This is a genomic window from Curtobacterium sp. BNK-1 (assembly GCF_048685235.1).
Taxonomy (GTDB): domain Bacteria; phylum Pseudomonadota; class Gammaproteobacteria; order Enterobacterales; family Enterobacteriaceae; genus Pantoea; species Pantoea agglomerans.
On record NZ_JBLQTJ010000002.1, the window covers coordinates 94,938 to 118,054 of the forward strand.

Below are 23,117 nucleotides of genomic sequence, written 5' to 3' on the forward strand. Positions count from 1 at the left end.
ATCCGCCCAGGAGTCGCTATGTCATCGCAACGTGAAATTCGCCTGAATGCTTTCGATATGAACTGTGTCGGTCATCAATCGCCCGGCTTATGGGCGCATCCCCGGGATCGTTCCTGGCAGTACAAAGATCTGGAGTACTGGACCGACTTAGCACGCCTGCTGGAGCGCGGCAGGTTTGATGGACTGTTTATTGCTGATGTGCTTGGGGTCTACGACGTGCTCAATGGCAATAACCAGGCCGCGATTCGGCACGCCACGCAGGTGCCGGTAAACGATCCGCTGGCGTTAATCACGCCGATGGCGCTGGTGACGGAACATCTGGGCTTTGGCCTGACCGCCTCACTGTCGTTTGAACACCCCTACCCGTTTGCGCGGCGGATCTCGACGCTGGATCATCTGACCAAAGGCCGCATTGGCTGGAATATTGTAACCTCCTATCTGGAAAGCGGTGCGCGTAATATCGGACATCAGGCTCAGACCGACCACGATGCGCGCTACGACTATGCCGATGAATATCTGCAGGTTATCTATAAGCTGCTGGAGGGAAGCTGGGAAGATGGCGCGGTCCTGCGCGATCGTAAACGTCATATTTTCAGCGACCCGAATAAAATCCATCCGATAAATCATCAGGGTAAATTCTTCCAGGTGCCCGGCATCCATCTGTGTGAACCTTCGCCGCAGCGCACGCCGGTACTATATCAGGCGGGCGCCTCCAGCCGCGGTAAAGCGTTTGCGGCGGAGCATGCCGAATGCGTGTTCGTGGCGGCACCTTCGAAAGTTCTGCTGAAGAAAACCGTGACGGATATTCGCCGGAGAGCCGCTGAAGCGGGACGCGATCCCCGCTCCATACTGATCTTCAACCTGCAGACAGTCATTGTGGGTGAAACCGACCTGGCGGCGCAGGCCAAATGGCAGGAGTACAAACGCTATGTCAGTTACGAAGGCGCGCTGGCGCTGATCTCAGGCTGGACCGGCATTGATTTCGGGCAGTATCAGCCGGATCAGGTACTGAAACATCTGCACACCAATGCGATTCAATCGGCGGTTGAGACATTCTCCACTGCCGATCCCAACCGCCAATGGACGGTACAGGGCCTGGCAGACTGGGTGGGCATTGGCGGATTTGGTCCGCTGCTGGTGGGCAGCGCTGAAACGGTGGCCGATGAGCTGCAAAGCTGGGTCGAAGAGACAGACGTCGATGGTTTTAACCTCGCCTACGCCGTAACGCACGAAACCTTTACTGACGTGGTGGAACTGCTGGTGCCGGAACTGCAAAAGCGTGGCGTCTACAAGCAGCAGTATCAGCCCGGTACGCTGCGTGAAAAGTTATTTGGCCAGGGGCCGCGGCTGGCGTTGCCGCATCCGGGTGCCGGTTATCGCCGGGGTGCGGATGTGGAACAGCGAGCAGCAAGGGTGGAAGTTTCATAACAGAGACGGCTGGCTGCCCGGCATGAATAACCGGCGCATAGCAAAGTGCAAAGAAACAAGAGTACGTCTTGTCGCCGGTAGATGGACAGGCATTACCGGACCGGTCATTGCTGTTAACCGTTGCTGAACCGGTCTGCCATGTGCTGCTGAAACCTCACCCGTTTCAGCAGTATAAAAACAACATTTCGCTGAATGCTACCGGATGAATTTTATATTTCATGCGGGGTCTGGTGTGGGCGAAATATAAATCTATCTTATTGAATTAATTATAATAGTTATCTGATTTTGTTGGTTGTTAACTATGCCAGTAATTCATATAAAACCCTCGTTACCTGCTGAATATAATAACGAGGATACGATGAGTACATTAGAAATTGACAACACCTTAACTGCGCCACCGCCTCACTCTCAACCGGTTCGATCGGTGAGTGATGTGGCCCGGCTGATCAACAGTAACACCGAGAAAAACAGCTATGCGCGCTGGATTGTTTTCCTGGCGCTGGGCGGCGTGTTTCTTGATGCCTACGATCTCACTACCCTCTCCTACGGCATCGATGATGTGGTGAAGGAGTTTGGTTTAACCCCGGTACTCACGGGCCTGGTGACGTCGTCAATCATGATCGGCACCATTGTGGGTAATCTTGTCGGCGGCTGGCTGACCGATAAATATGGCCGTTACTCAGTGTTTATGGCGGACATGCTGTTTTTTGTCGTCTCCGCCATTGCGGCAGGTCTAGCCCCCAACGTCTGGGTGTTGATTGGTGCCCGTTTTCTGATGGGCATCGGCGTCGGGATCGATCTGCCGGTTGCCATGGCCTATCTGGCAGAATTCTCTAAGTTCTCCGGCAAGGGCAATAAAGCATCGCGCCTCGCAGCCTGGTGCCCGATGTGGTATGCCGCTTCGTCTGCCTGCTTCTTTATTATTTTTGCACTCTATTTCCTGCTGCCCGCCGAACATATCGACTGGCTGTGGCGCGCCTCGCTGCTGTTTGGCGCCGTACCGGCGCTACTGATTATTGCGGTGCGCAGTAAGTTTATGAATGAGTCACCGCTGTGGGCGGCGAATCAGGGCGACCTGAGCGGTGCGGTGCGTATTCTGCGTGACTCTTACGGCATTGTTGCGCATGAGGAGCCGCCCGCTAAAACCGATGCGGTGAAAGCGACGCCGAAAGTGCGTTTTCGCGTACTGTTTCAGAAGCCTTATCTGGAGCGCACGGTCGTCAGTGCGGTGATGAACGTCTGTATTTCGTTTGAATACACCGCCATCGCTTTCTTCCTGCCCTCTATCCTGGCGCAATTTCTCGGCGCGGGCGTATTTGAAACTATCTCTGCCTCGCTGGGACTGAATGCGTTGTTCGCCTTTACCGGCGGGCTGTTGGGGATGCGACTGGCGTGGAAATTTCCCTCACGGCATGTCGCAATCGCCGGATTTGCGCTGCAGTTTATCGCGCTGATTTCGCTGGCATTGATTGGTCATCCCCAGGCGACAGCTGGCGTGGTGTTTGCGGTGCTGATGCTGGGTTTGTGGCTCTTTGCAGAGGGATTCGGACCCGGCGCGCAGTTGATGATCTATCCGGCGCTCTCCTACCCGACCCACATACGCGCCACCGGTGTCGGCTTTAGTCGTTCGCTCTCCGGTGTGGGCAGCGCGCTGGCGCTGTTTATTCTGCCAATTTTGCAGGCGCGTTACGGCACCAATATGTTCTGGATTGTCTCGCTGGCCGCCCTTATCCCGATTATTTTCCTGTTAATCATTCGTTTTGAACCGACCCGACAGGACATCGATGAACAACCCGACTCAGGAGAGGATCATGTCTGAATTAAATCGTACCGAATTTGACGAACTGGTTCAGCATTTCAGGCCGCTGTTCGCCCGCATCGCTGAGGGGGCAAGTGCCCGTGAAACCGAACGCACACTGTTGCATGAACCGATTCGCTGGCTGAAAGCGGCGCGCTTTGGCACCCTGCGTATCCCTAAAGAAGAAGGCGGCTTTGGGGTTTCCCTGCCGCAGTTATTTGCTCTGCTGACCGAACTGGCTGAGGCAGATTCCAACCTGCCACAGGCGCTGCGTGCGCACTTCGCATTTATTGAGGATCGCCTGAACCAGCCAGCCAGTGAGGATCGGCGTCGCTGGTTCCGCCGCTTTGTGGACGGTGAGCTGGTGGGCAGCGGCTGGAGCGAGATCGGCGCGGTTAAGCTGGGTGAAGTCAACACTCAGGTTTCTCCCGATGAGGGGGGATGGCGGATCAGCGGTGAGAAGTTCTACAGCACCGGCACACTCTATGCGGACTGGATTGATGTCTATGCTCAGCGCGCGGATAACGGTCGTGATGTGATTGCCCTGGTGAACACCCACCAGAATGAGGTGGAGCGCGATGATGACTGGGATGGCTTCGGGCAGCGACTGACCGGCAGTGGTACTACGCGCTTTCATCAGGCCCGGGTTGAACTGCCACATGTCTATGATTTCAGTGAGCGTTTCCGCTATCAGACGGCATTCTATCAGCATGTCTTACTGGCCACGCTGGCGGGCATCGGGCGGGCGGTGGTGCGCGATGCCGCTCAGGGCGTGGCGCAGCGTAAACGCATTTACAGTCATGGTAATGCTTCGCAGGTGAAGCAGGATGTTCAGGTGTTGCAGGTGGTCGGTCAGATAAGCAGCTGGGCATGGGCAGCCGAAGCCGCCGTCCACCGGGCGACCCACTCGTTGCAGCGGGCATTTGAGCTGCAACTGAGTGGCGCAGATGAGGCACAGCTTCATGCGGCAAATGTGCTGGCCGAAGTAGAGTCCGCTCAGGCACAGGCGGTGGCCGTTGAGCTGGTGACGCGTACGGCAACAGAATTCTTCAATGCGCTGGGTGCATCTGATACCCGAGTCAGCAAGGCACTCGACCGCCACTGGCGTAATGCACGAACGGTGTCGTCGCACAATCCGGTGATCTACAAGCTACGTAACGTGGGTGACTGGGAGGTGAACGGCACCGATCCGACCTTCATCTGGCAGATAGGCAATGGAAATGGAGTGTAAAACCGCTATTTCATGGGCAGATATTTGCGTTTGGGAATTGATCAGCCTGCAATGGAAGTACCAAACCGACAGATTTCATTTTATTCGGATGGGAAACTGATGCTGGCCATTTAATGGCACTTATACTGTCCGTGATACAGGAAACAGACACGCTAAATGCGAAGAATATTAATTGCCATTTCTTAAGTATGAGTCAGACATTATTATCTTCAAGCCCGAACGTTTATTTTCGCGTAAAGGGAAAAGAGCCAGCATCACATCATGACGCTGGCTCTTTTTTCATCAGCGCGTCTGTTCAGGCTTGCTTACAGGCTCTGGCATAGCTGAAGAGTGATGGGTTGAGATTTTCCAGCCCTTACCATCCCAGACATAAGTGAAGGTGTAGCGTGCTGTGACGTGCGTGTTATCTTTAAAAGTAAATGTATAAACGCCGGTATCAATCGCTTTATTACAACCGATTCTGATAGTCCGGGAATCAATTTTACCGCTCGGCCCTTTTTTCAGGAAATCTTTAAAATAATCGATACGTTCCTGATCGGTCAGACGTACCTGATTTGAAATGGTCGGCAGCAAAACGGCATCGCTGACATATAATTCAGAGACTTTTGTTGCATCACCGGTTGCCAGAGAGTCATTCCAGGCGTCAAACAGGTTGGCCACATCCTGCTCTGAGGCTCTGACACAGGTCACAGACTGTTGTGCCTGCGTAACAACTGGGGCGCAGGAGAGACCTAAAAGGCACAGCGATAATAACGTTTTTTTCATGAAAACATCCTCATATTTACCCTGGGTGAAGCCGACGTTCTGTGCGTTCTTCCAGACGCCGCCATAAAATGTGTATAACTCGTTAATACGTTTTAATCCGGCTGATCAGCCAGAATAAGACTGCTGCGACAAATACATTAGCCGCTTTATTCGATTAAAAAGCTGATGCATATACTTATCGACGCTTTTGATATGCAGGGGAACAAGATAGATGAAAGGAAGTGCTGTCTGGTATTTAAATCGGCGATAAGCTGGTATTTAGTTTTTTGTTCTGAGGGTTAATGCCTGGGTCTCTTTTGGTAGCGTAAATGACATGTCGCCTGTTCAGAACTATGAACGTAATATCGGGAAGTTGTGTTTAATTTATGTACTCTATAAAAATTTTAAAAGGATATTTCCTGTGAGCAGTGTTATATGGAACCTTTTTATGAGTTATTAATTTAACTGACTAACTAATTAACGTAGTCTGCCATTTTTCAACATCTCTATTTTGATGCTCCGGCTCATTATTGCGCTGGGAAAATAAAGCATCGTGATGTGCTGATTTAATTAAATAATGATTAAACCGTTCATACCCTGGTTTAAACGCGCCTTAGTTTGAGACATTTTTTTGCGTCGTGGTTTCACTTGAACAACTCGCAGTGAGTTACGTTCAGCTATTGATAAAGCGTGTGACCTGTACCTGCCCTGACTGACTGCGATGAGCGTCAATCCGTTAAAAGCCAGACGGGATCAGTTACGATATACTAACTTCGTATAATTGTTCTTATACGAAGTCATGACATAGGGAAGGTGCCGGGTTAAGATGGATAGCAGTAGAGTTCGTCCTGAAAATGACAACGCTACGTAAATTATGCCCGGTTATCCCCCTGCTTAGTTCTCAGAATTAACGTAGCGCGATCATCGGCATCTTTGGTTGATAAGTGAGCAAATATGAGTGAGTTAGTGCCGTTAACCCCTCTGACGGTTGACCGGAATAGCGATATCACCGAGCGGCTCCGGCAGTTCGTTCAGGATAAAGAGGCTTTCTCACCTAACACCTGGCGACAGCTGCTTAGCGTAATGCGAATCTGCAATCGCTGGTCGGAAGATAACCAGCGCAGCTTCCTGCCGATGAGTGCAGACGATTTGCGTGACTATCTTTCTTTTCTGGCTGAAAGCGGCCGGGCCTCCTCAACCGTCACTTCACACGCGGCGTTAATTTCGATGTTACACCGTAACGCCGGATTGCCGGTGCCCAATGTCTCTCCGCTGGTTTTCCGGACGATGAAGAAGATAAACCGTGTGGCGGTGATCAACGGTGAGCGGGCAGGCCAGGCCGTGCCCTTCAGGCTGAGTGACCTGCTGGCGCTGGATAAAGAATGGTCAGGTTCTGATAACCTTCAGGCGCTTCGCGATCTGGCTTTTTTACATGTGGCTTATGCAACGCTATTGCGTATCAGTGAACTGTCGCGTTTGAGGGTGCGGGATGTGATGCGTGCCGGTGATGGTCGCATCATTCTGGATGTGGCATGGACAAAAACTATTGTGCAGACCGGCGGATTGATTAAGGCGCTCAGCGCCCGTTCAACTCAACGACTGGAAGAGTGGATTGAAGCGTCAGGGCTATCCAGCCAGCCTGATGCCTGGCTGTTTACTGCAGTACATCGGTCTGGCCGGCCACTGATTGCCGAAAAGCCGATGAGCACAAGGGCACTGGAACAGATTTTTAGCCGGGCATGGCGCACTGCCGGAAAAGAGGGCGCAGTAAAGGCCAACAAAAATCGCTACACCGGCTGGAGTGGCCACAGCGCCAGGGTAGGAGCTGCGCAGGATATGGCAGATAAAGGTTATCCGATTGCCAGGATCATGCAGGAAGGCACGTGGAAAAAACCAGAAACACTGATGCGCTATATTCGCCATGTGGATGCACACAAAGGTGCCATGGTGGAGTTTATGGAGCAATATGGTGACCCTGATTATCCTGGCTGATGGCTCCTGAAATGAGAATAAAGCCCTTATTCAGGCTGAAGTTATCCACAGAAAAAGTGGACAGCCTGTGTGTAAGCCGGTACGGATTATCGCTGCGGCGGGCATCCATAGCGTTCATCCGGCTGATTTAATTGATTTATTCTTACTGCCATACCGCATGCTGCGAATCTGTCTGCAAAACAGGAGCTGCTATCCATAATAAGGGCATGCTGCAGTGCATGGTCAGACCTGCTTTGGTAAGTATCCGCCTTAGCGGGAAGGATAATGCTTCTGGCGGGGTTAATTGTCATGCTGCCTTTGTCACTGCTCATACGCTAATCATCCCACCATTCTGGCTTCAAATTCGTAAGAACAATCAACAGGACAATCCTCACCTGTCCGCTGCGGCCAGGAATCGCCGGCAGCGGAAAGAGTGAATGTCATCAGTACTTATTTTTACCGGGCAAAGCCTTTCTGCTTATCACAGCCGCCGTGGCAGCCGCTGCAACTCCCCTTTTCCTCCCTGAGCATGACCGGTATTGACTGCACCCGGCTTCCCGCTTTTCGCAATGCCAGCAGGATGATTCCGTTCAGCACCAGCACAATTATCAGGCAGGTCGCACTAAATGCAGGATGGTCGGCAAAAGTGACGGTCTGGTAAAACAGCGTGGCGGTGGCGTAGGCAATATTGAGTCCCCAGAAGAAGGAGAACATCATCCATTTTTTACCGGCTTCCCGCGCAATAGCCCCCATGACCGAGACGCAGGGAACATAAAGCAGGACAAAAATTAAGTAACTGTAAGCGGCAAAGCCACTGCCAAATTTGGCTGACATCACGCCCATCGAACCAGTCGCCATCTCACCATCGCCTTTACTGGCATCGATGGGATGGGCCAGCGCATCAATTCTGAAGGCAGCCGTTAACCCCGCCCAGGTCTCTGTCAGCGCCTCTTTAAGCTCACCAGGCAGGTCAAAAGCCTGCGGATCAAATGGACTGCTCTGGATTGCCTCTGTGGTGTAAAGGCTGTTGAGCGTGCCGACTACGACCTCTTTCGCCATGATGCCGCTCACCAGCCCCACTGTTGCCTGCCAGTTATCCTGAGTGACACCAATCGGCAACAGCACGGGCGTGATCGCTTTGCTGGTCGCCGCCAGCGCAGAGTGGTTAATGTCATTAACCATCTGGCCATTAAAGGCAAAACTGCTCAGTAGGGGAGCCCGCAGAATTCGGAAAAAATCGTACGCTAACAGTTCAAGCGTCCCGGCCACGCCTGACTGTAGCTTGTTGACTGGTCAATCTGTCTCGCGGGTAAAGCGATAGAACAAGTTCGGCTCGCTGACCACGTACAAATACCCTTCATCGTCGATGGTTACGCCTTCGGCTTGGGGTATACCTTTCAGCAAACCAGCAAACCCCCTCGCCAAGGAGCGGAAACTCACCACCTTGCCCTCGTCGGTCATTTCAATCAGCAGTTTCGACTCGTCGCTGAGCAGGATCAGATGGCCGCTCTGTTGATCGAATACAACCGAAGACAAGTCAGTGGCAAACACCTTGTCTTTTACTAGGTTGGACATGTCGCGGACGTGCAGGGAAACGCCTCCTTCCAGGCTGGCACGAAGGCCGCTCACTTCCAGTAATTGCCGGGGGTCACGCTCCTTGGTCACAAACAAACGATCACCTTTTAGGTCGTAGGCGAGCCCTTCAAGGCCTTTGTTGTCCTCCTTGCCAAGCGCCAAGGTTAGCGCTGAATACTGGTCTAGGCTCAATGGTCGATCAGGAGAAAGCTTACCGTATTCGTCGATGGGGATATCCACGATAACCAGGCTCTGCCGCCGCTCTTCGGCAATGACCAGTTGACCGTTGCCGGCATAGGACACCGCTTCCACGTCGTGGAAGCCATCCAGGCTGTAACGTCGCTCCACGTCACCGTCACGACTGAGGGCCAGCAGCTCGTTCGGGCCATTGGTAACCGCCCACAGCAGATTTAGGTCAGGATCGAAGGTCAGGCCCGAAAGGTTGTTGTCCACACCGGGAACCGCCTTAGCATCCAGCTCAACCCGATAGCCAGGCAGCCACACAGAGCGCTCCTGCCAATCGTCTGTGTGCCAGTGGGTCTTGATCCAAAAGTACAGACGATCATCAAGGTGATGAGTACGTACTTGGAATACGGTGAGCAACACAAGGCATACAAGCGCCCACATCCAAACACTTACTTTCCGTGTTCGGCCCAGCCAGTTTTTAGCCATCAAATACATTAGAAGCCTCGTTAAATCAGACTGACGCCACGAGCCGTGATGGTTTCAACCCGACTCGGCGCGGCTGGCACAGGTGATACACAACGGCGTGGCCGGATCGAACTCCAGACGGCCCGAGGCGATCAACTCGCCGCATTGGTTACACCAGCCATAGTCGCCCTCGTGCCAGCGCTTGAGGGCCAGTTGGAGACGGACACGTTCATGCCGTGCACGACTGCGGATCGCATCGTTCATCGCTTGTTGCTGGAGTGCGTCCATTCTCGATAGACGCCCCACCTTGCTTTGATCCAGCTCTACCGATTGCGAGCGAGACTCAGCGTCTCCCAGCAATCGATCCAGCTCGGCAGCCCGCTGTTCCAGTAGGGTCTTGAAATGGGCAAGATCGAGGGCGTCGTCCAGGCTCATTAGCGCAGCAGTAACAGCGGACTGGTGGTGGTACGGAGCATGCTGGTAGTGGTGCTGCCGACCAGGAACTGCCGGATACGTGAGTGTCCATAAGCCCCCATCACTAGCAGATCGATGCCATGCTCTTTCTGATAGGCGTGCAGGGTACGTTCTATTTCACCGCTCCGAGTCTCAGCGCGAACGGTAAATCCGGCGTTGATCAGCACTTTCTGCGCCCAGTCCAGCTGCGCGGACGCTTCGTCGTTCACGGGCCCAACCATGACCAGATGGATCGGCAGCCCCTTCAGCAGCGGGCTGGCTGCCAGCATCTCCACACCCTTGCGGGTTGTAGCGCCGCCATCGAATGCCAGCATCGCGCTCTTGGGCTTTTGGAAGTTGGCCGGGGTGACCAGGATTGGCCGGTGCATGATACGAATAACGCTTTCCAGCTGGCTTCCGACATGCTGACTCAGACCGCCACTAGACTCGCCCTGGCGACCGATAACCAGCAAGCGCGTTTCACTTTGCAGCTCTTGCAAGCTCTCCAGTAAATCGCCATGTCGCTGCTTGGACTCCGGTGCGCGCACACCATCATTCACGGCCCGTTCTTTCGCGGCTGCAAGCATGATTCGCCCTTGTTCAAGGGCCAACTTGCCGCGCTGTTCATCCAGGGAAGCAAGCTCATCAAGCAGGTGCTCGCGGCTGCCAAGGCCAATGTTGCCACTCAAATCTGCTGCAACCGGATACTGGCGCTGATCCAGCACATGCAGGAAGGTCAGCGGCGCTTCCAGGCTCAGACTGGCCCAGGCCGCGTAGTCGCAAACAGCTGGAGCCGAGGTGGAACCGTCGATACAGGCAATTACGTGGGTCATTGTTGTTCTCCTTCTCAGTGGCCCATGAGTTGATCAATGGCGTCAGGTTTATCGTGAACACCAAAGCGATCCACGATAGTGGCGCTGGCCTCGTTTAAGCCCAGCACTTCGACTTCAGTACCTTCACGGCGGAACTTAATGACTACCTTGTCCAGGGCTGCAACAGCGGTGATATCCCAGAAGTGTGCACGATTCAGGTCGATGGTTACCTTGTTCAGGGCTTCCTTGAAGTCGAAGGCTGCGACGAACTTGTCAGCCGAGCTGAAGAACACCTGACCGGTGACGTTATAGCTACGATGCTCGCCGGCTTCGTCCAGCGAAGAACTGATCGCCATGTAATGGCCAACCTTGTTGGCGAAGAACATCGCAGCCAGTAGCACGCCGGCTAACACGCCGAAGGCCAGGTTGTGGGTGGCCACCACGACCACCACGGTGACGACCATGACAATGTTGGTCGACAACGGATGCTTCTTCAGGTTGCGCAGCGAATCCCAACTGAAGGTGCCGATGGACACCATGATCATCACTGCCACCAGCGCAGCCATTGGGATCTGCTTCAGCCAGTCGCCGAGGAAAACCACCATCAGCAGCAGAAATACGCCTGCGGCAAGAGACGACAGGCGAGAACGACCGCCGGATTTCACGTTAATGATCGACTGACCAATCATCGCGCAGCCAGCCATACCGCCGATCAGACCCGAAGCAATGTTGGCCACGCCCTGGCCCTTGCACTCGCGGTTCTTGTCACTCGGGGTGTCGGTCAGGTCGTCGACAATGGTCGCGGTCATCATCGACTCCAACAGACCGACCACAGCCAGTGCTGCCGAATAAGGAAAGATGATGGCCAGCGTCTCGAATGTCAGCGGCACATCAGGCCAGAGGAAGATCGGTAGCGTATCCGGCAGTTCACCCATATCACCGACCGTGCGGATATCCAGACCAACCGACATGGCGACGGCGGTCAGCACGATGATGCACACCAGCGGCGATGGGATGAGCTTGCCGATCTTGGGGACATAGGGGAACAGATAGATGATGCCGAGGCCTGCGGCTGTCATGGCGTAGACGTGCCAGGTGACATTAGTCAGCTCGGGCAGCTGAGCCATGAAAATCAGGATCGCCAGTGCATTGACAAAACCGGTCACCACCGAGCGCGAGACGAAGCGCATCAGCGATCCGAGCTTCAGGTAGCCAGCAGCAATTTGTAGCACGCCACATAGCAGCGTGGCGGCCAGCAGATATTCAAGACCATGGTTCTTGACCAGAGTCACCATCAGCAGTGCCATGGCACCCGTTGCGGCCGAAATCATGCCTGGGCGGCCACCGACAAAGGCGATCACCACAGCGATACAGAAAGAGGCGTAAAGGCCGACCTTAGGGTCAACGCCAGCAATGATCGAGAAGGCGATGGCTTCAGGGATTAGGGCCAGTGCGACCACAAGACCGGCGAGGATGTCGCCACGGATGTTGGATAACCAGGTTTGTTTTAACGAGTGGAGCATCAGAATTCCCAAGGCAATGGATCGCGCAGCACAGCATGGCGCAGGCCAAGTGCAGCTGGTCGATACGAGGTCAAATGTCGGATGTAGAGGAGCTGTGGCGGGTGTTAAAACCTAAAGCACAGCAGAAAGCGACCGCTGGCAGAGCAAGCAGTCACAGATGATGCGGGGGGGCGAAGCGCTATGGCGGCGTAGGCAGCCAGATCATGTTTTGCAGGGTAAGCATGAGGTCTTATCGAGTGTCTTTAGTAACTCAATGGCCGCAACAGTCTACAGGAAGAGGGCAATTTCTGCGAGTCACCCCCGGACTAGGGCGTCCTGTTTGGATGTCAGCCTGAGCTATACCCTAACTGTGTCATTTTCAGAAGACGACTGCACCAGTTGATTGGGCGTAATGGCTGTTGTGCAGCCAGCTCCTGACAGTTCAATATCAGAAGTGATCTGCACCAATCTCGACTATGCTCAATACTCGTGTGCACCAAAGCGAGGTGAGCATGGCGACGGAGGCTCTGTTGCAAAGATTGGCGGCAGTCAGAGGTAGGCTGTCGCTCTGCGCCGATCAGGCGGCTGCTGCGAAATGGTGGTTGAGCATGCCTATGGCCTCCGTCAGCGCCGAGGGCCCAATGCCAAAAGCTCTCTCCACAAGGCGCACCTCGCCCCTGATGCCGGGCTGCAGGCACCAGGGGCGAGCCTGTCCTTTGCGCAGGGCTCGCATGACTTCGAATCCCTTGATCGTGGCATAGGCCGTGGGGATCGATTTGAAACCGCGCACCGGCTTGATCAGTATCTTGAGCTTTCCGTGATCGGCCTCGATCACGTTATTGAGATACTTCACCTGCCGGTGGGCCGTCTCCCGGTCCAGCTTTCCTTCGCGCTTCAATTCGGTGATCGCTGCACCATAGCTCGGCGCTTTGTCGGTATTGAGCGTGGCAGGCTTTTCCCAGTGCTTCAGGCCTCGCAGGGCCTTGCCCAGGAACCGCTTCGCTGCCTTGGCGCTGCGGGTCGGCGACAGGTAGAAATCGATCGTGTCGCCCCGCTTGTCGACTGCCCGGTACAGGTAGGTCCACTTGCCCCGCACCTTGACGTAGGTTTCATCCAGGCGCCAGCTCGGATCAAAGCCACGCCGCCAGAACCAGCGCAGCCGCTTCTCCATCTCCGGGGCGTAGCACTGGACCCAGCGATAGATCGTCGTATGGTCGACCGAAATGCCGCGTTCCGCCAGCATTTCCTCAAGGTCGCGATAGCTGATCGGATAGCGACAATACCAGCGCACCGCCCACAGGATCACATCACCCTGGAAATGGCGCCACTTGAAATCCGTCATCGTTCCGTCCGTCCAATCTCCGCCAAGCATGCTCAAGCTTCACGATTTTTGCAACAGAGCCCACACGAGTATTGAGCATAGTCGAGATTGGTGCAGATCACTTCTGATATTGAACTGTCAGGAGCTGGCTGCACAACAGCCATTACGCCCAATCAACTGGTGCAGTCGTCTTCTGAAAATGACATTTGGTATCTCTCATAAACGGATGTTTTTGAGAGAACTATCTTCGGCCTTCACACGCACGAAAGGCGGCGAAGCTCCGCCGTTAATCCGTCCGCCGGAGATCTCGCCCAGGCAGGCTGAAGGCCGAGCAAGCCTGACAGGCCCGAAAAGCCCGGCACGGGCGTCGGCGGCGATGACGGCGGCGGCATTATCCAGGGTTGATGATGGAAGTGGAGGATATCGACAACCTCTCGCGCAACCAAGACATCGCGGTCGGACTGCAAGTGATCTTGAAGCCACGGGCCCGTCCCACCCCGACATGGACCTCGATGCCCGAACGGACGTTAGATTTCGAGTTCTAGGCGTTCTGCGATGAAGGTTGGATCCCAGCCGGGATTGAAAGTGTCGACGTGGGTGAATCCGAGCCGCTCGTATAGGCCACGCAGGTTCGGGTGGCAGTCGAGCCGCAGCTTGGCGCACCCCTGCGTTCGCGCGGCATGGCGGCAAGCCTCGATCAGCGCGGAGCTGACACCCCGGCCCGCATGTGTCCGTCGCACCGCGAGCTTGTGCAGATATGCGGCCTCCCCCTTGAGGGCGTCGGGCCAGAACTCGGGATCCTCGGCCGACAAGGTGCAACAGCCGACGATGCCGTCGCTGCAACTCGCGACTAGGAGCTCGGATCTCAGGACGAAGGTCTCCGCGAATGTCCGGTCGATCCGCGCGACGTCCCAGGCGGGCGTTCCCTTGGCGGACATCCACGCCGCAGCGTCGTGCATCAGCCGCACAACCTCGTCGATATCACCCGAGCAGGCGACCCGAACGTTCGGAGGCTCCTCGCTGTCCATTCGCTCCCCTGGCGCGGTATGAACCGCCGCCTCATAGTGCAGTTTGATCCTGACGAGCCCAGCATGTCTGCGCCCACCTTCGCGGAACCTGACCAGGGTCCGCTAGCGGGCGGCCGGAAGGTGAATGCTAGGCATGATCTAACCCTCGGTCTCTGGCGTCGCGACTGCGAAATTTCGCGAGGGTTTCCGAGAAGGTGATTGCGCTTCGCAGATCTCCAGGCGCGTGGGTGCGGACGTAGTCAGCGCCATTGCCGATCGCGTGAAGTTCCGCCGCAAGGCTCGCTGGACCCAGATCCTTTACAGGAAGGCCAACGGTGGCGCCCAAGAAGGATTTCCGCGACAGCGAGACCAATAGCGGAAGCCCCAACGCCGACTTCAGCTTTTGAAGGTTCGACAGCACGTGCAGCGATGTTTCCGGTGCGGGGCTCAAGAAAAATCCCATCCCCGGATCGAGGATGAGCCGGTCGGCAGCGACCCCGCTCCGTCGCAAGGCGGAAACCCGCGCCTCGAAGAACCGCACAATCTCGTCGAGCGCGTCTTCGGGTCGAAGGTGACCGGTGCGGGTGGCGATGCCATCCCGCTGCGCTGAGTGCATAACCACCAGCCTGCAGTCCGCCTCAGCAATATCGGGATAGAGCGCAGGGTCAGGAAATCCTTGGATATCGTTCAGGTAGCCCACGCCGCGTTCGACGCGCTCCGGCGCACGATCGAGACGCAGGGCGCGCAGATCGGCGCGGAAATGACCGTGATGCGGCGCGGGCTGGAAGCGGCTTTCGACCAGCTCGAAAAGATCGAGCCGGCGCAGGACTACAAGCCCCAGCTCGCCCAGCTCGTGCAGGCGCTCGACAATGTTGCGGAGCGGCTGCACGGCGTAGAGCAATCGCCTATTCTCCGGCAGGGTGCGACACACTATGCGGCGCTCCTCGAGCGCAGCGGCGAGGCCCTGATACGCACCGCCGCGCAGCAGCTCGAGCGGCAGGCGTCCGACCTCGAGCGCGCCGGCCGGAACCTCGCCGCTCATACGAAAAGCGCCTACGACCGGAAAAGTCAGGATTTCCGCATATGGATGGCCGGCCTTGTCGGGCTGTTCGTCGGCATATTCCTGATTTTGCTGTTGCCGCGTTTCCTGCCCTTCTCGGCCGACACCCATGTTGCGGCGACCGTCATAGGTCAGGACCGATGGAACGCCGGCGTCACCATGATGCGGGTGGCCGATCCCCGAAGCTGGCGCGGCGTGGCCGATTCCTCGCAGCTCGTGCGCGACAATGCCGAGGCGATCGGGCAATGCGCCGAGGCCGCGCGCACGGCCGGTTCAGATCAGCAATGCACCATCACCGTGAAAGCGCCGGCAGCACCGGCGCAGTAGGGTTGTGGGGGGACACCAGTTATTTCGGGAGGTTTTCTTCCGCCTCAACAGGTCCGGCGGCCATCGCGACGAGGCGCGCCGCGATACGCTTGCGCAGTTGCTCGGGGAGCGGGCGCGACGACAGCGCCTCGTGAATCCACAGCCCATCGGCGGCAAGGCGCGAAATGAACCTGTCCAACTCGGCAGCGTCGTTTCCAATCGGCGCAGGAGGTGCCCAGCGGTCGATGACCTGTTGCCACAGATCGCCAAGCTGCCGATTGTCGGAGCTTTCCAGTATGAGCAGCAGTTCGACCCGCCGGGCAGCTCTTGCGCAGGTGTTGATGTAGGCGGCGTGTCGTTCGGCGTCTGTCGCCCTGTCCGAGGTGTTGCCGGCGCTCGCTTCCAGCTCCTGTTCCCATGAGCGAGTCAGATGCTCATGGGTGGCGAGGATCAGGGCTTCGCGCGACGGGAAATGATACAGAAGGCCGGCGCGTGTCATGCCGGTTTCGAGCGCTACGGCGTCGAGGGTGACGGCGGTGAGGCCGTCACGCTCGATGATGCTCACAATGGCTTCAAGCACTTCGAGGCGCTTGCTGGCTCTCGCCATGTCGGCTTCCTTAGTGTTGTGTGGGATAGGCTGACGATTGCGAGCCGGGACCGTAGCGCCGCAACAGGATGCCGGTGATCAGGGCACCCACGGCCAGAACACCCGCCGCCACGTACATGACGACCGTATAGGCGTGGTCGAATGCGATTCCTGCCGCTTGACGCACGACAACACCATCGGCCCCCGCCTCGTTGGCAAAGACCAGCGCCGACGCCATGCTGTCGCGGGCCGCTTCCGAGGTTCCGGCGGGGAACACGACGTTGACCGTATAGAGGTAGGCCAAAAGACTTCCGAGAATTGTGACAGCGAACAGACTGCCAAACTCGTAGGACACTTCCTCGACCGACGACGCCATGCCGGCGCGATGCACAGGCACATTGCCCACAATAGCCGTTGATGCCACCGACATTGTTGCACCTACGCCGGCACCGGTCAGCGCCAGACCGGCGATCAGCCAGCCAAGGCCATGAGTGATGCCCCATGTCGCAAGCAGGACCGCCAGCGATCCCGCCGCAAGCCCGCCAGCTATAAGGATACGTAGGCCAATACGATGCAGGAATGCACCACCGAGCAGCGCAGTCGGCAATGATCCGAGCGCCGCCGCCGAAACCAGCATCCCGGCTTCCAGCGGCGTGAAGCCCGCAACGAGCTGGAAGCGTTGCGTCGTAGCAAGCTCAACACCGCCGATGGCGAACAGGGAGAACGCGGCCGCTAGAACGCCCGATGTGAACGCGGCATTGCGGAAGATCGAGAAGTCGAGCAGCGGGAACGGCAGGCGCAGTTGCCGGCGGACGAACAGCGCTCCGGCGAGGATGGCAACCAGCAGCGAAATAGCGGGGACGGCCCACGACTGCCCGGCATGGGCAGATTCCTTGATCGCGATCACAAAAGCCGACAGCGCCACCAATGCCTGAAACGACGACACCACGTCCCAAGGCTTGGTCGCATCGCCGGCCACCTTCGGCGCAACGATCAGCGCCGAAATGAAGGCAGCGACCACTACCGGCACATTGATGAGGAACACCGACCCCCACCAGAAATGGCCGAGCAGAAAACCGCCGATGATCGGTCCGAGCGCAGCGCCGACGACCGACAACGACCCCCAGATCGCAATGGCGATGTTGCGTTCCCGGTCATCCTCGAAGGTGACGCGGATGAGGGCGAGTGTCGCGGGCATCATCGCCGCCGCGCCGACCGCCAGAAAGGCCCGCGCCCCGATCAGGATTTCCGCTGTAGGCGAATAGGCCGCCACAATCGACGCGACACCGAACAGCACGAGGCCGATGAGGAACATGCGCCGGTGACCGATCCTGTCACCCAGCGTCCCGGTGCCGAGCAGCAGGCCGGCCATGACGAGGGGGTATGCGTTGATGATCCACAACCCTTGCGTTGCCGTCGCGCCAAGCTCGCGCGTCAGGGTAGGCAGGGCCGTGTAGAGGACCGAATTGTCCAGAACGATAAGCAGGAGACCGGCGGCGACGGTCACCAGAAGAACCCAGCGGTTCGAGTGGGCGGCAGGCATGATAGCACCATTCAGTGAGAGTAGCCAAACTTTACAGACAAGTTAGTAAAGTATCAAGCGCCTGCCCGTGAGGAACTTCAGACAATGGCCGACAGCGGGGCTTCGCATTCCGGGGCGCGATCAATTTGTCGCGAAATTCCTGATTTTTGCGACAAAATCGCCGGCGCTGATTTTGCAGGGAAAAATCTGTCGCAAAAATCAGGTGCGAAAGTCAAACTTGTGCGACTGACTTTCGCGACACGTCGCGGCCCGGATTCCGCGCCGCTGCGGACGTGGTGCAGGTTTCAGGATTTGCGCGACATAAGGGGCGCGAAGGAATTTAATTCTGGATCACCAGATCAAAAGACCTTGGCGGGCAGACGCGCTCGAAATAGTAGCTTTCAACATCGTCCCAAACAGCGTGCCACGCGGCTAAAAAGCCCTCCGCGCCCTGTTCGCGCGCAGCAGTCCGTTCATGCCGCACTTTGGTCGGCACATCCACGATCACGGCGAGGTCGATCAAATCCCGAAGGAACGGAGATGCGGAATAAGCTCCTTCGAGCAGAATCGTGGGCGCTGGCGCGACTTCGGTAAATTCGTTCTTGAGGCTGTAAGTGCCATCCGGGCCTAGTCCCTGCATGAAGTCGAAAGCTCGCCACTGTGCAGGTTCCCCCTTGCGTAGAGGCTCTATTGCCTCGCGAACGCGGTCCCACTCAAAAACGCGATTCAACCGCTCCGCCACGGTTTTGTGAGGCCACTCGGATTCGGGAACCTGCGTTTGATAGAAATCATCGAGCGTAACCAAGGCTATGTCGGTCAGCTTCGCCAACCTTGCCGCAATCGTTGACTTACCGGAGCCGCTTCCCCCGTCAAGCGCCACGACAACAGGACGTGCGAGTTCGGCGCGGAGGGCTTCTATTCTCTCAAGGGCTCTGTTGCAAAGATTGGCGGCAGTCAGAGGTAGGCTGTCGCTCTGCGCCGATCAGGCGGCTGCTGCGAAATGGTGGTTGAGCATGCCCATGGCCTCCGTCAGCGCCGAGGGCCCAATGCCAAAAGCTCTCTCCACAAGGCGCACCTCGCCCCTGATGCCGGGCTGCAGGCACCAGGGGCGAGCCTGTCCTTTGCGCAGGGCTCGCATGACTTCGAATCCCTTGATCGTGGCATAGGCCGTGGGGATCGATTTGAAACCGCGCACCGGCTTGATCAGTATCTTGAGCTTTCCGTGATCGGCCTCGATCACGTTATTGAGATACTTCACCTGCCGGTGGGCCGTCTCCCGGTCCAGCTTTCCTTCGCGCTTCAATTCGGTGATCGCTGCACCATAGCTCGGCGCTTTGTCGGTATTGAGCGTGGCAGGCTTTTCCCAGTGCTTCAGGCCTCGCAGGGCCTTGCCCAGGAACCGCTTCGCTGCCTTGGCGCTGCGGGTCGGCGACAGGTAGAAATCGATCGTGTCGCCCCGCTTGTCGACTGCCCGGTACAGGTAGGTCCACTTGCCCCGCACCTTGACGTAGGTTTCATCCAGGCGCCAGCTCGGATCAAAGCCACGCCGCCAGAACCAGCGCAGCCGCTTCTCCATCTCCGGGGCGTAGCACTGGACCCAGCGATAGATCGTCGTATGGTCGACCGAAATGCCGCGTTCCGCCAGCATTTCCTCAAGGTCGCGATAGCTGATCGGATAGCGACAATACCAGCGCACCGCCCACAGGATCACATCACCCTGGAAATGGCGCCACTTGAAATCCGTCATCGTTCCGTCCGTCCAATCTCCGCCAAGCATGCTCAAGCTTCACGATTTTTGCAACAGAGCCCACACGAGTATTGAGCATAGTCGAGATTGGTGCAGATCACTTCTGATATTGAACTGTCAGGAGCTGGCTGCACAACAGCCATTACGCCCAATCAACTGGTGCAGTCGTCTTCTGAAAATGACATTTGGTATCTCTCATAAACGGATGTTTTTGAGAGAACTATCTTCGGCCTTCACACGCACGAAAGGCGGCGAAGCTCCGCCGTTAATCCGTCCGCCGGAGATCTCGCCCAGGCAGGCTGAAGGCCGAGCAAGCCTGACAGGCCCGAAAAGCCCGGCACGGGCGTCGGCGGCGATGACGGCGGCGGCATTATCCAGGGTTGATGATGGAAGTGGAGGATATCGACAACCTCTCGCGCAACCAAGACATCGCGGTCGGACTGCAAGTGATCTTGAAGCCACGGGCCCGTCCCACCCCGACATGGACCTCGATGCCCGAACGGACGTTAGATTTCGAGTTCTAGGCGTTCTGCGATGAAGGTTGGATCCCAGCCGGGATTGAAAGTGTCGACGTGGGTGAATCCGAGCCGCTCGTATAGGCCACGCAGGTTCGGGTGGCAGTCGAGCCGCAGCTTGGCGCACCCCTGCGTTCGCGCGGCATGGCGGCAAGCCTCGATCAGCGCGGAGCTGACACCCCGGCCCGCATGTGTCCGTCGCACCGCGAGCTTGTGCAGATATGCGGCCTCCCCCTTGAGGGCGTCGGGCCAGAACTCGGGATCCTCGGCCGACAAGGTGCAACAGCCGACGATGCCGTCGCTGCAACTCGCGACTAGGAGCTCGGATCTCAGGACGAAGGTCTCCGCGAATGTCCGGTCGATCCGCGCGACGTCCCAGGCGGGCGTTCCCTTGGCGGACATCCACGCCGCAGCGTCGTGCATCAGCCGCACAACCTCGTCGATATCACCCGAGCAGGCGACCCGAACGTTCGGAGGCTCCTCGCTGTCCATTCGCTCCCCTGGCGCGGTATGAACCGCCGCCTCATAGTGCAGTTTGATCCTGACGAGCCCAGCATGTCTGCGCCCACCTTCGCGGAACCTGACCAGGGTCCGCTAGCGGGCGGCCGGAAGGTGAATGCTAGGCATGATCTAACCCTCGGTCTCTGGCGTCGCGACTGCGAAATTTCGCGAGGGTTTCCGAGAAGGTGATTGCGCTTCGCAGATCTCCAGGCGCGTGGGTGCGGACGTAGTCAGCGCCATTGCCGATCGCGTGAAGTTCCGCCGCAAGGCTCGCTGGACCCAGATCCTTTACAGGAAGGCCAACGGTGGCGCCCAAGAAGGATTTCCGCGACACCGAGACCAATAGCGGAAGCCCCAACGCCGACTTCAGCTTTTGAAGGTTCGACAGCACGTGCAGCGATGTTTCCGGTGCGGGGCTCAAGAAAAATCCCATCCCCGGATCGAGGATGAGCCGGTCGGCAGCGACCCCGCTCCGTCGCAAGGCGGAAACCCGCGCCTCGAAGAACCGCACAATCTCGTCGAGCGCGTCTTCGGGTCGAAGGTGACCGGTGCGGGTGGCGATGCCATCCCGCTGCGCTGAGTGCATAACCACCAGCCTGCAGTCCGCCTCAGCAATATCGGGATAGAGCGCAGGGTCAGGAAATCCTTGGATATCGTTCAGGTAGCCCACGCCGCGCTTGAGCGCATAGCGCTGGGTTTCCGGTTGGAAGCTGTCGATTGAAACACGGTGCATCTGATCGGACAGGGCGTCTAAGAGCGGCGCAATACGTCTGATCTCATCGGCCGGCGATACAGGCCTCGCGTCCGGATGGCTGGCGGCCGGTCCGACATCCACGACGTCTGATCCGACTCGCAGCATTTCGATCGCCGCGGTGACAGCGCCGGCGGGGTCTAGCCGCCGGCTCTCATCGAAGAAGGAGTCCTCGGTGAGATTCAGAATGCCGAACACCGTCACCATGGCGTCGGCCTCCGCAGCGACTTCCACGATGGGGATCGGGCGAGCAAAAAGGCAGCAATTATGAGCCCCATACCTACAAAGCCCCACGCATCAAGCTTTTGCCCATGAAGCAACCAGGCAATGGCTGTAATTATGACGACGCCGAGTCCCGACCAGACTGCATAAGCAACACCGACAGGGATGGATTTCAGAACCAGAGAAAGAAAATAAAATGCGATGCCATAACCGATTATGACAACGGCGGAAGGGGCAAGCTTAGTAAAGCCCTCGCTAGATTTTAATGCGGATGTTGCGATTACTTCGCCAACTATTGCGATAACAAGAAAAAGCCAGCCTTTCATGATATATCTCCCAATTTGTGTAGGGCTTATTATGCACGCTTAAAAATAATAAAAGCAGACTTGACCTGATAGTTTGGCTGTGAGCAATTATGTGCTTAGTGCATCTAACGCCGGAGTTAAGCCGCCGCGCGTAGCGCGGTCGGCTTGAACGAATTGTTAGACATCATTTACCAACTGACTTGATGATCTCGCCTTTCACAAAGCGAATAAATTCTTCCAAGTGATCTGCGCGTGAGGCCAAGTGATCTTCTTTTTGTCCCAGATAAGCTTGCTTAGCTTCAAGTAAGACGGGCTGATACTGGGCAGGTAGGCGTTTTATTGCCCAGTCGGCAGCGACATCCTTCGGCGCGATTTTGCCGGTTATTGCGCTGTACCAAATGCGGGACAACGTAAGCACTACATTTCGCTCATCGCCGGCCCAGTCGGGCTGCGAGTTCCATAGCTTCAAGGTTTCCCTCAGCGCCTCGAATAGATCCTGTTCAGGAACCGGGTCAAAGAATTCCTCCGCTGCCGGACCTACCAAGGCAACGCTATGTTCTCTTGCTTTTGTAAGCAGGATAGCTAGATCAATGTCGATCATGGCTGGCTCGAAGATACCCGCAAGAATGTCATTGCGCTGCCATTCTCCAAATTGCAGCTCGCGCTTAGCCGGATAACGCCACGGGATGATGTCGTCATGCACGACAAGGGTGACTTCTATAGCGCGGAGCGTCTCGCTCTCGCCAGGGAAAGCCGAAGCCTCCATAAGGTCATTGAGCAATGCTCGCCGCGTCGTTTCATCAAGCTTTACGGCCACAGTAACCAACAAATCAATATCGCTGTATGGCTTCAGGCCGCCATCCACTGCGGAGCCGTACAAATGCACGGCCAGCAACGTTGATTCCAGATGGCGCTCAATGACGCTTAGCACCTCTGATAGTTGGTTCGAAATTTCGATGGTCACCGCTACCCTCATGATGTCTAACTTTGTTTTAGGGCGACTGCCCTGCTGCGTAACATCGTTGCTGCTCCATAACATCAAACATCGACCCACGGCGTAACGCGCTTGCTGCTTGGATGCCCGAGGCATAGACTGTACAAAAAAACAG

21 protein-coding genes and 1 pseudogene are annotated in these 23,117 nt (G+C 56.7%); 5 read left to right on the forward strand and 17 right to left on the reverse strand.

Features of this window, described 5'->3' with window-relative positions; all coding sequences use genetic code 11:
• The first annotated feature begins 18 nt into the window (after positions 1-18).
• From ACMGGP_RS19490 to ACMGGP_RS19500, 3 genes are all read left to right on the forward strand, one after another.
• On the forward strand, positions 19-1,428 hold the full coding sequence (locus ACMGGP_RS19490; RefSeq protein WP_498798745.1) for an LLM class flavin-dependent oxidoreductase: 1,410 nt from the start codon (positions 19-21) through the stop codon (positions 1,426-1,428).
• A gap of 358 nt (positions 1,429-1,786) precedes the next feature.
• Positions 1,787-3,247 carry an MFS transporter gene (locus ACMGGP_RS19495; protein WP_029519691.1) on the forward strand — a complete coding sequence of 487 codons (1,461 nt, stop codon included), beginning with the start codon at positions 1,787-1,789 and terminating at the stop codon, positions 3,245-3,247.
• The gene (locus ACMGGP_RS19500; protein ID WP_498798746.1) at positions 3,240-4,457 is read left to right on the forward strand and encodes an acyl-CoA dehydrogenase family protein; all 1,218 of its coding nucleotides are present in this window, start codon (positions 3,240-3,242) and stop codon (positions 4,455-4,457) included. Before ACMGGP_RS19495 ends, ACMGGP_RS19500 begins: the two co-directional genes overlap by 8 nt.
• 282 nt (positions 4,458-4,739) lie before the next feature.
• Here ACMGGP_RS19500 and ACMGGP_RS19505 read toward each other — a convergent pair whose 3' ends face one another.
• Complete coding sequence (locus tag ACMGGP_RS19505) at positions 4,740-5,222, reverse strand: SgcJ/EcaC family oxidoreductase (RefSeq protein ID WP_336999744.1); 483 nt, start codon at positions 5,220-5,222, stop codon at positions 4,740-4,742.
• 933 nt (positions 5,223-6,155) lie between these two features.
• Here ACMGGP_RS19505 and ACMGGP_RS19510 point away from each other — a divergent pair.
• A complete protein-coding gene (locus tag ACMGGP_RS19510) occupies positions 6,156-7,193 on the forward strand; it encodes a tyrosine-type recombinase/integrase (RefSeq protein WP_010671927.1) in 1,038 nt (345 codons plus the stop codon).
• Between the two features lie 435 nt (positions 7,194-7,628).
• Here ACMGGP_RS19510 and ACMGGP_RS19515 read toward each other — a convergent pair whose 3' ends face one another.
• From ACMGGP_RS19515 to ACMGGP_RS19550, 8 genes and pseudogenes are all read right to left on the reverse strand, one after another.
• A complete protein-coding gene (locus tag ACMGGP_RS19515; protein WP_498798747.1) occupies positions 7,629-8,354 on the reverse strand; it encodes a nucleoside recognition domain-containing protein in 726 nt (241 codons plus the stop codon).
• A gap of 111 nt (positions 8,355-8,465) precedes the next feature.
• A complete protein-coding gene (locus ACMGGP_RS19520) occupies positions 8,466-9,428 on the reverse strand; it encodes an SdiA-regulated domain-containing protein (protein ID WP_010794530.1) in 963 nt (320 codons plus the stop codon).
• A 45-nt stretch (positions 9,429-9,473) separates the two neighbouring features.
• The gene (locus tag ACMGGP_RS19525) at positions 9,474-9,833 is read right to left on the reverse strand and encodes a TraR/DksA family transcriptional regulator (RefSeq protein ID WP_003090764.1); all 360 of its coding nucleotides are present in this window, start codon (positions 9,831-9,833) and stop codon (positions 9,474-9,476) included.
• Positions 9,833-10,684 (reverse strand): universal stress protein, encoded by an 852-nt coding sequence (locus ACMGGP_RS19530; protein WP_003090760.1) that lies wholly within the window; start codon positions 10,682-10,684, stop codon positions 9,833-9,835. Before ACMGGP_RS19530 ends, ACMGGP_RS19525 begins: the two co-directional genes overlap by 1 nt.
• A gap of 14 nt (positions 10,685-10,698) precedes the next feature.
• Positions 10,699-12,186, reverse strand: coding sequence for a SulP family inorganic anion transporter (locus ACMGGP_RS19535; protein WP_003090759.1), 1,488 nt, complete (start codon positions 12,184-12,186; stop codon positions 10,699-10,701).
• 556 nt (positions 12,187-12,742) lie between these two features.
• Positions 12,743-13,507 carry an IS6-like element IS6100 family transposase gene (locus ACMGGP_RS19540; RefSeq protein ID WP_498798748.1) on the reverse strand — a complete coding sequence of 255 codons (765 nt, stop codon included), beginning with the start codon at positions 13,505-13,507 and terminating at the stop codon, positions 12,743-12,745.
• Between the two features lie 506 nt (positions 13,508-14,013).
• On the reverse strand, positions 14,014-14,514 hold the full coding sequence (locus ACMGGP_RS19545) for a GNAT family N-acetyltransferase (RefSeq protein WP_000376623.1): 501 nt from the start codon (positions 14,512-14,514) through the stop codon (positions 14,014-14,016).
• Between the two features lie 127 nt (positions 14,515-14,641).
• Positions 14,642-15,205 (reverse strand): annotated as a pseudogene (locus tag ACMGGP_RS19550) (dihydropteroate synthase); the annotation flags it as partial.
• On the opposite strand from ACMGGP_RS19550, the gene ACMGGP_RS19555 reads away from it, so the two are divergent.
• The gene (locus ACMGGP_RS19555; RefSeq protein WP_425267986.1) at positions 15,104-15,880 is read left to right on the forward strand and encodes a DUF6118 family protein; all 777 of its coding nucleotides are present in this window, start codon (positions 15,104-15,106) and stop codon (positions 15,878-15,880) included. The pseudogene ACMGGP_RS19550 and the gene ACMGGP_RS19555 overlap by 102 nt on opposite strands.
• A gap of 19 nt (positions 15,881-15,899) precedes the next feature.
• Here ACMGGP_RS19555 and ACMGGP_RS19560 read toward each other — a convergent pair whose 3' ends face one another.
• The 8 genes from ACMGGP_RS19560 to ACMGGP_RS19595 all read right to left on the reverse strand — a co-directional run bounded on the left by ACMGGP_RS19560 (position 15,900) and on the right by ACMGGP_RS19595 (position 22,984).
• Positions 15,900-16,466 carry a TetR/AcrR family transcriptional regulator gene (locus ACMGGP_RS19560; RefSeq protein WP_003830785.1) on the reverse strand — a complete coding sequence of 189 codons (567 nt, stop codon included), beginning with the start codon at positions 16,464-16,466 and terminating at the stop codon, positions 15,900-15,902.
• A 10-nt stretch (positions 16,467-16,476) separates the two neighbouring features.
• Positions 16,477-17,988 (reverse strand): MFS transporter, encoded by a 1,512-nt coding sequence (locus ACMGGP_RS19565; RefSeq protein ID WP_003830786.1) that lies wholly within the window; start codon positions 17,986-17,988, stop codon positions 16,477-16,479.
• 319 nt (positions 17,989-18,307) lie between these two features.
• Positions 18,308-18,847, reverse strand: coding sequence for a uridine kinase family protein (locus ACMGGP_RS19570; RefSeq protein ID WP_158268867.1), 540 nt, complete (start codon positions 18,845-18,847; stop codon positions 18,308-18,310).
• Positions 18,848-18,949: 102 nt separating this feature from the next.
• Entirely contained in the window at positions 18,950-19,714 is a 765-nt protein-coding gene (locus ACMGGP_RS19575) for an IS6-like element IS6100 family transposase (RefSeq protein ID WP_001389365.1), read from the reverse strand.
• A gap of 506 nt (positions 19,715-20,220) precedes the next feature.
• Positions 20,221-20,721 carry a GNAT family N-acetyltransferase gene (locus tag ACMGGP_RS19580; RefSeq protein WP_000376623.1) on the reverse strand — a complete coding sequence of 167 codons (501 nt, stop codon included), beginning with the start codon at positions 20,719-20,721 and terminating at the stop codon, positions 20,221-20,223.
• Positions 20,722-20,848: 127 nt separating this feature from the next.
• Positions 20,849-21,688: a sulfonamide-resistant dihydropteroate synthase Sul1 gene (gene sul1 / locus ACMGGP_RS19585; protein WP_000259031.1), complete on the reverse strand. Its 840-nt coding sequence runs from the start codon at positions 21,686-21,688 to the stop codon at positions 20,849-20,851.
• Positions 21,682-22,029, reverse strand: coding sequence for a quaternary ammonium compound efflux SMR transporter QacE delta 1 (locus ACMGGP_RS19590; RefSeq protein ID WP_000679427.1), 348 nt, complete (start codon positions 22,027-22,029; stop codon positions 21,682-21,684). The genes sul1 and ACMGGP_RS19590 overlap by 7 nt, the downstream gene beginning before the upstream one ends.
• A 163-nt stretch (positions 22,030-22,192) precedes the next feature.
• Positions 22,193-22,984, reverse strand: coding sequence for an ANT(3'')-Ia family aminoglycoside nucleotidyltransferase AadA2 (locus tag ACMGGP_RS19595; RefSeq protein ID WP_001261740.1), 792 nt, complete (start codon positions 22,982-22,984; stop codon positions 22,193-22,195).
• Positions 22,985-23,117 lie beyond the last annotated feature (133 nt).

Coding starts and splice junctions, on each gene's coding strand:
- ACMGGP_RS19505 (WP_336999744.1), bottom strand. CDS start 5,222: ATGAAAAAAACGTTATTATCGCTGTGCCTTTTAGGTCTCTCCTGCGCC.
- ACMGGP_RS19500 (WP_498798746.1), top strand. CDS start 3,240: ATGTCTGAATTAAATCGTACCGAATTTGACGAACTGGTTCAGCATTTC.
- ACMGGP_RS19560 (WP_003830785.1), bottom strand. CDS start 16,466: ATGGCGAGAGCCAGCAAGCGCCTCGAAGTGCTTGAAGCCATTGTGAGC.
- ACMGGP_RS19530 (WP_003090760.1), bottom strand. CDS start 10,684: ATGACCCACGTAATTGCCTGTATCGACGGTTCCACCTCGGCTCCAGCT.
- ACMGGP_RS19520 (WP_010794530.1), bottom strand. CDS start 9,428: ATGTATTTGATGGCTAAAAACTGGCTGGGCCGAACACGGAAAGTAAGT.
- ACMGGP_RS19565 (WP_003830786.1), bottom strand. CDS start 17,988: ATGCCTGCCGCCCACTCGAACCGCTGGGTTCTTCTGGTGACCGTCGCC.
- ACMGGP_RS19525 (WP_003090764.1), bottom strand. CDS start 9,833: ATGAGCCTGGACGACGCCCTCGATCTTGCCCATTTCAAGACCCTACTG.
- ACMGGP_RS19580 (WP_000376623.1), bottom strand. CDS start 20,721: ATGGACAGCGAGGAGCCTCCGAACGTTCGGGTCGCCTGCTCGGGTGAT.
- ACMGGP_RS19595 (WP_001261740.1), bottom strand. CDS start 22,984: ATGAGGGTAGCGGTGACCATCGAAATTTCGAACCAACTATCAGAGGTG.
- ACMGGP_RS19535 (WP_003090759.1), bottom strand. CDS start 12,186: ATGCTCCACTCGTTAAAACAAACCTGGTTATCCAACATCCGTGGCGAC.
- ACMGGP_RS19515 (WP_498798747.1), bottom strand. CDS start 8,354: ATGGTTAATGACATTAACCACTCTGCGCTGGCGGCGACCAGCAAAGCG.
- ACMGGP_RS19495 (WP_029519691.1), top strand. CDS start 1,787: ATGAGTACATTAGAAATTGACAACACCTTAACTGCGCCACCGCCTCAC.
- sul1 (WP_000259031.1), bottom strand. CDS start 21,688: ATGGTGACGGTGTTCGGCATTCTGAATCTCACCGAGGACTCCTTCTTC.
- ACMGGP_RS19575 (WP_001389365.1), bottom strand. CDS start 19,714: ATGACGGATTTCAAGTGGCGCCATTTCCAGGGTGATGTGATCCTGTGG.
- ACMGGP_RS19510 (WP_010671927.1), top strand. CDS start 6,156: ATGAGTGAGTTAGTGCCGTTAACCCCTCTGACGGTTGACCGGAATAGC.
- ACMGGP_RS19545 (WP_000376623.1), bottom strand. CDS start 14,514: ATGGACAGCGAGGAGCCTCCGAACGTTCGGGTCGCCTGCTCGGGTGAT.
- ACMGGP_RS19540 (WP_498798748.1), bottom strand. CDS start 13,507: ATGACGGATTTCAAGTGGCGCCATTTCCAGGGTGATGTGATCCTGTGG.
- ACMGGP_RS19590 (WP_000679427.1), bottom strand. CDS start 22,029: ATGAAAGGCTGGCTTTTTCTTGTTATCGCAATAGTTGGCGAAGTAATC.
- ACMGGP_RS19490 (WP_498798745.1), top strand. CDS start 19: ATGTCATCGCAACGTGAAATTCGCCTGAATGCTTTCGATATGAACTGT.